Origin of the sequence: Methanobrevibacter sp. (assembly GCF_030539555.1) — an archaeon.
Classification (GTDB): Archaea; Methanobacteriota; Methanobacteria; order Methanobacteriales; family Methanobacteriaceae; genus Methanocatella.
Genome location: NZ_JAUNXX010000057.1, coordinates 1 through 9,282 on the forward strand (window position 1 = coordinate 1; position 9,282 = coordinate 9,282).

General features: G+C 32.9%; 8 protein-coding genes. 4 read left to right on the forward strand and 4 right to left on the reverse strand.

Annotated features, from left to right (window positions below; translation table 11 throughout):
- Positions 1-741: hypothetical protein (locus Q4Q55_RS08455; protein ID WP_303372378.1), on the forward strand; the 741-nt coding region annotated here is incomplete at its 5' end.
- Positions 742-772: 31 nt separating this feature from the next.
- Here the strand turns inward: Q4Q55_RS08455 and nadA are convergent.
- The 3 genes from nadA to rnz form a co-directional block, all read right to left on the reverse strand.
- On the reverse strand, positions 773-1,690 hold the full coding sequence (gene nadA, locus Q4Q55_RS08460; RefSeq protein WP_303372379.1) for a quinolinate synthase NadA: 918 nt from the start codon (positions 1,688-1,690) through the stop codon (positions 773-775).
- The gene (locus Q4Q55_RS08465) at positions 1,668-2,327 is read right to left on the reverse strand and encodes a mechanosensitive ion channel family protein (RefSeq protein ID WP_303372380.1); all 660 of its coding nucleotides are present in this window, start codon (positions 2,325-2,327) and stop codon (positions 1,668-1,670) included. Before Q4Q55_RS08465 ends, nadA begins: the two co-directional genes overlap by 23 nt.
- 116 nt (positions 2,328-2,443) lie before the next feature.
- Positions 2,444-3,337 carry a ribonuclease Z gene (gene rnz, locus Q4Q55_RS08470; protein WP_303372381.1) on the reverse strand — a complete coding sequence of 298 codons (894 nt, stop codon included), beginning with the start codon at positions 3,335-3,337 and terminating at the stop codon, positions 2,444-2,446.
- Positions 3,338-3,408: 71 nt separating this feature from the next.
- Between rnz and nadC the strand changes: the two genes are divergently transcribed.
- Positions 3,409-4,248: a carboxylating nicotinate-nucleotide diphosphorylase gene (nadC, locus tag Q4Q55_RS08475; RefSeq protein WP_303372382.1), complete on the forward strand. Its 840-nt coding sequence runs from the start codon at positions 3,409-3,411 to the stop codon at positions 4,246-4,248.
- Here the strand turns inward: nadC and Q4Q55_RS08480 are convergent.
- A complete protein-coding gene (locus tag Q4Q55_RS08480) occupies positions 4,237-5,739 on the reverse strand; it encodes a DEAD/DEAH box helicase (RefSeq protein WP_303372383.1) in 1,503 nt (500 codons plus the stop codon). The genes nadC and Q4Q55_RS08480 overlap by 12 nt on opposite strands.
- 219 nt (positions 5,740-5,958) lie before the next feature.
- Here Q4Q55_RS08480 and carA point away from each other — a divergent pair, with 219 nt between their 5' ends.
- On the forward strand, positions 5,959-7,041 hold the full coding sequence (gene carA / locus Q4Q55_RS08485; RefSeq protein WP_303372384.1) for a glutamine-hydrolyzing carbamoyl-phosphate synthase small subunit: 1,083 nt from the start codon (positions 5,959-5,961) through the stop codon (positions 7,039-7,041).
- Positions 7,042-7,062: 21 nt separating this feature from the next.
- The coding region (carB, locus tag Q4Q55_RS08490; RefSeq protein ID WP_303372385.1) for a carbamoyl-phosphate synthase large subunit at positions 7,063-9,282 on the forward strand (2,220 nt) is incomplete at its 3' end.

The following is a 9,282-nucleotide window of genomic DNA, read 5'->3' on the forward strand; positions in this document are numbered from 1 at the left end:
TTTTTTATTAGAATTTTTTCATTAGGGACTCCGGGGTCCTGTTCCCCTTCAACCACTGGCTTGAAATATAATTTTCCAAATTATACCTTCAAAGATAGGGTGGATTTTAAAAGACAATTTTTAAGTGAAAAATTTAAGATTAAAAAGATTTTAGGCATTATCGGTGAGGGTATTGGTGGATATGAGGTTTTCACATGGGCTTGTGAATATTGTGATGAAATGGAATTTATTATTTTGTTAAATTCCCCTTTTAAGATATACGGTTATAGTTATGCTATGGTTAAAAGTATGGAGCATATTATAGATTCAGCAGATGATTTTTATTCTGATAATTACAGTTCATCTTTGTCTAGAGTGTCTGTTACTCTATTGAGATTATTGTTCATGTCGTACTTTCCAAATAAAGTTTTTGAAAAATTAAGCAATGATGAAATTGATATTTTAATGGATGATTATGTGGATGAAGGTCTATTTATGGATGTCTATGATTTCAAATTCCGTCATGATTGTATTTTGGGATATGATGTTGAAGAAAAATTGCCAAACATCAAAGCAAAATCATTATTTTTAGGCACAACAGGATATTTGTTCTTTTATCCAGAAATTGATTTAATTCCTTTAGAAAATAAGATTAAAAATTCCAAGGTAAGAGTTTTCGAGTCCAGTAGAGAGAATTACTATGATGAAGCGAATAACTCTGATCTGATTCAGGAAATAATTTCATTTTTAAACGATTTGTAAAATTAAAAAAAGAAAGCTAGTTGAAAACTAGCTATTTTGAAGCTTCAAGCATATGTTGAACTGCTTTTAAGGATTTGTCAGCAACTTCTTTTGGTAATGTTACTTGGGGAGCTTCGTTTATGAGAGAATCTCTCACTTTTTCTAATGTATGCAATTTCATAGTTTCACAAATGGCTCCTTCAAGCAGAGGATATAATTTTTTACCTGAGATTTCTAGGTTGATTCTTGTAATCATGTCAACTTCAGTTCCAAGAACAAATTCTTCATGGTCACTTTCTGCAATATGTCTTAACATTCCCCCAGTTGACATTACATGGTCACAAGCTTGTTGAACTTCGATATTGCATTCTGGGTGACAGATTATTTCTGCATCAGGGTATTGTTCTCTTTTTAGCTCAACATCTTCAATGTGTATTAGTTTGTGAACATAGCAGTGTCCTCCTTTAGGAACCGGAATGATTTCTTTATCCACTCTTTCGGCAACATGGTTTGCTAAATTATTGTCCGGTCCAAATAATATCTTTTCATGAGGTAAACTTTCAGTAACTTTCACCGCATTGGCAGAAGTGCATAATGTATCTGCATGCTGCTTTGCTTCAGCAATACTGTTTACATATAGTATAACTCCAGCATCCGGATGTTCTTCTTTTGCTTTTAGGAGTTCCTCTTCAGGCAACATGTGTGCCATTGGGCATTCAGCTTCTAATGTTGGTATAACTATCTTTTTATCCGGATTTAGTATGAATGCTGTTTCAGCCATAAAATCTACTCCACAAAAGATAACCAAATCTTTATCATCAATTTCAGAAGCTTTTATACATAACTCCAATGAATCTCCAAGAAAATCTGCAATTTCTTGAATCTCTTTTGGTTGATAATTGTGTGCAAGGATTATTGCATTCTTTTCTTCTTTCAATTTTAAAATTTCATCTTGAAGAGTACTGTTCATCTTTTTCACCCATTTCCACATATTTTCTAATTTCATTAGTAATAATTAATTTATAGTCGTCTTTACTATTAAAGTCTTTTACCCAAAATGATACTTTAAGTTGTGATTCTTCAAAAGTTATTCCTTTTGAGTATACATTCGGTTTTGGATTTTCAGAAATTCCGTCGTAGGAAAGTATTCTTTTAATTATATATCTCTTAAAATCTTCAACATCGACGTGCAGGGCCACTCCTGTTAATATGTCTACTCTATACATTTCAGGTTCTTTGAATTGCAGATAAGAATTATTTGTCAATGTTGAGTTAGGGACCTGATTTTTAACTCCATTATCATCAACAACAATTGTTGATCTTAATGTTATTCTTTCGACAAAACCTTTTTTGTTGTTTATTTCAATGGTGTCTCCAACTTTAATGCTTTTTCCAATAATTAAAATTATTCCTGAAAACAAATTTGAAATGATGTCTTTGGCTGCAAAACTCACAGCAATACCTATTATTCCTAAACTGAGAAGGGTTCCAGTCAAATTGATTCCAAAGAATTGCAATATGACCATTAATGCAATAAAATAAATGATATAGTTAATTATGTCTCGAATGAGATAAATTGCTGTCATGTCTTTTTTAAATCTTTTCATTTTATTCATTAAAAAGGCCACAATTCGAGTTATAATCGATGTAAGTATGATGACGATTAAAATGTAGATGAGAGTGATCGCAGGATCGTCAAGTGTTGTTGGAATATTCATATCAATCACAATTCAATTTTTTTTAAGTCTTTAGCTATTTCAGTATTTTTAAAGATTTCCTGTGCTTCTTTTAATAACTGGTCGGTATTCTGATATCTTGTACTAATATGTGTTAATATTAATTTTTCACTATTTGATTTTTTAGCCACTAATGCGGCGTCAGTTGAGGTGGAGTGGAAATTTTCTTCAGCCTTTTCTTTGTCTTCAGTTATATATGTTGATTCGTGGATAAGTAATGTGGAATCTCTTGCTAAGCTTATCATTTCATCACAAGGTGTGGTGTCTCCGGAATATGTAATTTTTCTTCCTTTTCGGGGAGGGCCTAAAACCTGTTCTGGCTTTATAATTTTGCCGTCAACTTCTACCTCTTCGCCATTGTGCAATTTCCCAAAATCCGGACCAACAGGAACGCCAAGTTCAATAGCTTTTTGGCGCTGAAACCTTGGTTTTTTTAACTCTTCAATGGAATATGCAAGACAAGGAACATAATGATTGACATTTTGTGAGGTGATGACATATTCTTCAGTTTTCTCAACAATTTCAGAGCCGATTTCAATAAATTCAATAGGAAATTCAATTTTACAATAGCCTAAACTAAAAATGGCTTCCTGAAGTTTATGTAATCCCTTTGGACCATATATTGTTAATTTTGTGTCTCTTCCTCTAAAGTTCATGGATTGCAATAATCCAGGAAGACCTAAAATATGGTCTCCATGATAATGAGTGATAAATATCTTAGAAATCTTCATTGGACTCACTTTAGCAAAAATCAATTGTTTTTGTGTTGCTTCACCACAATCAAACAACATTACTTCACCAAATGCTTTTAAAACAATCGCAGGATGATTTCTTTCAAATGAATGAACTGCTGAAGAGGTTCCTAAAAATGTTATTTCCATAAAAATCACGAAATTTTAATATTATAAAAATACTATATATTTTAATAATTATTAACTTTTTAGGTGGTTTTTTGGATAAAATTATTGAATACATGCTTGCTGAAGATGAAGGGTTTGGTGATATTACTTCTAATGCTGTTGTTGATGAGGGCAAATCTGTAAATGCATATATCATTTCAAAGGATGAGGGTATTTTAGCAGGTGTTAATATTATCAAACAATTATTTGAAGAAAAAGGAGTTCATGTTTCATTTTGGCTAAAAGAAGGTGTTGAAATCTCTAAAGGGGACTTGTTAATTTCTCTTAAAGGTGATGCAAGGACTATTTTGCTTCTTGAAAGAACCGCACTAAATCTGCTCATGAGGATGAGTGGTGTTGCAACAGCTGCTAACAATTATGTTAATTTGGTTAAAGATTATGATTTAATAGTCGCTGGGACTCGTAAAACTTCTCCGGCTTTAGCCAAATTTGATAAATACGCTTTAAAAATTGGTGGTGCAGATACTCATCGATTCAGTTTGGATGATATGGTTCTGATTAAGGATAATCATATTGCGGCCTGTGGAACTCCGCTCGAAACACTTCTTAAAGCAAAAGATAATGTTAGTTTCTCTAAAAAAATTGAAATAGAAGTGGAAACTTTAAATGATGCTATTGAATGTGTAAAAAACGGTGCAGATATTGTAATGCTGGACAATATGTCTCCAAATGAGGTTAAAAAAGTTATTGGGGAGCTTAAAAAATTAAATATTCGTCAGAATTCTTTAATTGAAATTTCCGGCGGAATAACTTCTGAAAATATTTTGGATTATGCAGATTTGGGAGTGGATATAATTTCAATTGGGGCCTTGACACATGCAACTAGAAGTTTGGACTTTAGTTTGAGATTGGATGTGGAATCACAATCTTAGTGATAGGACCTTCTTTAATTCTTTATCACTCATTTCTGTGATAAATGTTTCATCGTTAATTATGGCTTTTTTAGCCAAATCTATTTTTCTTTTACTCATTTCATCAATAGCTTCTTCCAATGTTCCTTTTGTAATGAATCTGTAAACCATAACGTCTTTGTCCTGACCGATTCTATGTACTCTGTCGGTTGCCTGGTTTTCAACTGCAGGATTCCACCATAAATCATAATGAATAACATTTCTGGCAGCAGTTAAATTCAAACCAGTCCCTCCGGTTTTAAGTGTTGCAACTAAAATCTTGTAGTCTTCATCTTCCTGAAACGTGTCAATGACTTTTGTCTTTTCGCTTAGTGTTTGCGAACCGTGTAAAAATAGCACTTCCTGCTTAAATCTTTTTGAAATTAATTTTTGAATGATTTTTCCCATTTCAACATATTGTGTAAAAATTATCACTTTTTCATCAACACTTAAAATATTTTCTAAAATATCTGCTAAAAGCTCCATCTTTCCGGATTCTTTAATTGTAGGATTTTTAATATCTAAAAATTGAGCTGGGTGATTACAGGTTTGTTTTAGTGCAGTTAAGATTTTTAGAATTATTCCTTTCCTTTGAATTCCTTTTGCATTTTCAATATCAAAGAAGATCTCTTCTAGAATGGCATTATATAATCTGATCTGCTTTTTTGATAATGTGCAGTAAATATCATTAACAAATTTCTCAGGCAATTCTTTTTTTATGTCTTCGTCACTTTTTAGCCGTCTTAAAACAAATGGTTTGGCAATTGTTTTCAGATTTTCCAGAACTTCTTCATCTTCTAACTTTTCTATGGGCACAACATATTGTCTTTTGAAATCGTCTTTGGTGGATAGATATCCCTTGTTTACGAAATCGAATATGGACCAATAATCCATTAATCTATTTTCAATAGGGGTCCCTGTTAAAGCGATTTTAGTTGATGCTTTAACACTTTTTATGGCTTTGGTCTGTTCGGTATTCGGATTTTTGATATTCTGTGCTTCATCGATTACACATAAAAGCCAATTTTTGTCTAAAAACATGTCCAAATCGAGCCTGACAACTCCGTAAGATGTTAAAATAATATCATAATCCTCTAAAGGAAATGTTCTGGAGGATCCATGATAGATGTAATAGGATAATTGTGGCGTGAATTTTCTGATTTCGTTTTCCCAATTGGATATTAATGTGGGAGGTACAATTATTAGTGTCGGCTCATTATCATATGGATTTTTCTCTTTAAAGTAAAGAATTGCACTTAAAATCTGCAGTGTTTTTCCAAGCCCCATATCATCAGCTAAAATGCAGCCGAATTTATATTTGATATTCTGAATTAACCAGGAATAACCAATTTTTTGATAAGGTCTTAATTCACCGGTTAATGATTCTGGCGCATTATAAATTTTCGCTTCTTTAATTAACTTTTTGAATTTAATGTAATCTGAGGGGGCTTTGAAATTGTGGTTGTTATTCATATTCCCATCCCATTATTTTGATGATTTATATTATAATATTTTTTCAATAAATATTATTTGAATTCGGATGTTAATTTTGAAAAATTTAAATCATATTCACTTTTTCAATATTATTTTTCAAATTATCTGAAAAATTCCTCAAAAAACAAACTTTAATAATATATTAAAATAAAATATAATAAAGATAGTAGATTATTATTTTTTTATGATGGTGATTTAATGGTAAAAATAGCTAAATTGGCTTTGGAAGATGGTACTATTTTAAAAGGTGAAGGATTTGGTTATGAGACCACCAAATTAGGAGAACTTGTTTTCTCTACTGGTATGGGTGGTTATACTGAATCATTAACAGATCCTTCCTTTAAAGGAGAGATATTGATGTCCACTTACCCATTAGAGGGAAACCATGGTGTAAGTGAGAACTGGTATCAATCTGATAAAATTCAGTATGAGGGTATTGTTTGTCGTGAAGTTTGTCTTGAAGTTTCAAATTTCGGACCTCAAAAAACTTTGGATGAATTTTTAAAAGAATTCAAGACTCCCGGACTTAGTGGTATTGACACTAGGGATTTAACTCTTAAAATACGTGAGAGAGGTTCACTTAAAGCTGCAATCACAACTGAAGATATTGATGATGATAAATTACTGGAAATGGCACGTAGCCAACCAAGTATTGAAGATAGGGATGTTGTTCCATTGGTTTCCACTAAAGAAATTAAGATTTTCAATGAGGATGCAGATAAAAAAGTTGCTTTGATTGATTGTGGTGTTAAAAAGAACATTATTAACTCATTTTTAGAAAGGGATATTGGTGTTGTTTTATTCCCATATGATACTGATTATAAAACTGTCCTTGATTATTCTCCTTCCGGATTAATGATTACATCCGGTCCTGGAAACCCTGATAGGGTGTCTGAAACCATTGAAACAATGAAAAAATTATCAAACAGATTACCGGTCTTCGGAATCTGTATGGGTCAACAATTGATTGCTAAATCTTTTGGAGCAAGATCTTATAAAATGAAATTCGGACATAGGGGTGAAAACCAGCCTGTTAAAGATTTAAGCACTGGAAAAGTTTTCATAACATCTCAAAACCATGGTTTCACAATTGATAAGGAGTCTTTAAAAGAAACAGATTTGGTTTTAACTCAAGTAAATCTAAACGACGGAACTCCGGAAGGTATTTCACATAAAGAATTGCCATTGCATTGTATACAGTACCACCCTGAAGCAGGTCCTGGTCCGAATGATACAAGAAGTATTTTTGATGAATTTAATCAAATGATGGAAGATTATTAAAAAAATTAATGAGGATTATATATGCCAGTTGATAAGGATATTAAAAAAGTATTAATTATTGGTTCTGGACCTATTCAAATCGGACAGGCTGCTGAGTTCGATTATTCAGGTTCTCAAGCTTGTAAATCACTAAGAGAGGAAGGTATTGAAACAGTTCTTGTTAACAGTAATCCGGCTACAATTCAAACAGACTTGGGAATGGCTGATACTGTTTATACTGAACCATTAACTCCGGAAGTTGTTGCAAAAATCATAAAAGAAGAAGAAATTGATGCTATTTTACCGACTATGGGTGGACAAACAGGATTAAATATAGCAACAGGCCTTGGAGACTTAGGTTTGCTTGAAGGAATTAAAGTTTTAGGTTCCGATGTTCAAACAATTAAAGATGTGGAAGACAGAGACTTATTTGCCAATTTGATGGAAGAAATTAATGAAGAAATTCCAAAATGTCAGGCTGTGGAAAGTGTTGATGCGGCACTTGAAGCTGTAAAAGACATTGGTTATCCGGTAATTGTCAGACCAGCATTCACATTGGGTGGAACTGGTGGTGGAATAGCCCACAATGAAAAGGAATTGATTGAAATTGCAAATCATGGATTGGATATGAGTTTCATTAATCAAGTTCTAATTGATGAATCAGTTTTAGGATGGAAAGAAATAGAATTTGAAGTAATGAGGGATAAGGAAGATACATGTATTATTGTATGTACAATGGAAAATATCGACCCAATGGGAATCCATACTGGAGATAGTGTTGTAGTTGCTCCTATTCAAAACTTATGTGATGAAACTATTCAGAAAATGCGTGATGCTTCAATTAAAATCATAAGGGCATTGGGAATTCGTGGTGGATGTAATATCCAATTTGCACTCAATCCTGAAACCGATGAATATAAGGTTATTGAAGTAAATCCTCGTGTATCAAGGAGTAGTGCGCTTGCATCTAAAGCAACAGGTTATCCAATTGCTAAAATATCATCAAAAGTGGCCTTGGGCTTAACTTTGGATGAAATTAAAAACGATATTACTAAAGAAACTCCAGCATCTTTTGAACCCGCTATTGATTATGTTGTAATCAAAATCCCAAGATGGCCATTTGATAAGTTTAAAGGAATTGGTCGTGAAGTGGGAGTCCAAATGAAAGCAACTGGAGAAGTAATGGCTATCGGAAGAACATTTGAAGAAGCATTCCAAAAAGCATTAAGATCACTTGATATGGGATTCGACGGATTCGAATATGTGGAATGGTCTGAAGAGGACCTTGCTAACCCAACTGATATGATTTACTTCCAAATTTATTCAGCTATTAAAGATGGAATGGATATTGATAAAATCAGAGAGCTCACAAATATCGACAATTTCTTCCTGTACAAAATCAGAAACATTGTAAACTTTGAAAATGATGTTACTGCTGATAAATTAAATGATGAAGCATATCTGAGGAAAGCAAAACAGTTAGGCTGTTCTAATAAAAGATTAGCCGATTTATCTGGTCAGACTGAAGAATACATTAGAAATTTACTTTCAAGATACAATATCAAGCAATCCTATAAAATGGTAGATACCTGTGCTGCGGAATTTGAAGCAAAAACTCCTTATTATTACAGTAGCTATGACACAGGAAATGAATTGGTATCAACTAATAAGAAAAAAGTTGTAATCCTGGGTGCAGGTCCAATTAGAATTGGACAGGGTATTGAATTTGACTACTGTTGTGTACACTCTTCTTTAGCATTAAAAGAAGAAGGAATAGAAACAATCTTAATCAACAACAATCCTGAAACTGTAAGTACCGATTATGATATTTCAGATAAACTGTTCTTTGAACCATTAACATTTGAAGATGTGATGGGTGTCATCGATCAGGAAAAACCTGATGGAGTAATTGTGCAATTTGGAGGACAGACCTCAATTAACTTAGCTGTGCCTCTTGCAAATGCAGGTGTTAAAATATTAGGTACTCCATATGAAAGTATCGATAGGGTAGAAGACAGGGAATTATTCGCTGACCTTTTAGAAAAATTACATATCCATCAAGCACCATATGGAACAGCAAATTCCTTTGAAGAAGCAAAAGAAATTGCAGAAAAAATCACATTCCCAGTACTTGTACGTCCGTCATATGTAATCGGTGGACGGGCAATGGAGATTGTTTATGATACCAATGAACTTGAGGAATATATGAAAGAAGCTGTAAAAGTATCTCCTGACCACCCTATTTTAGTGGATAAGTTCCTA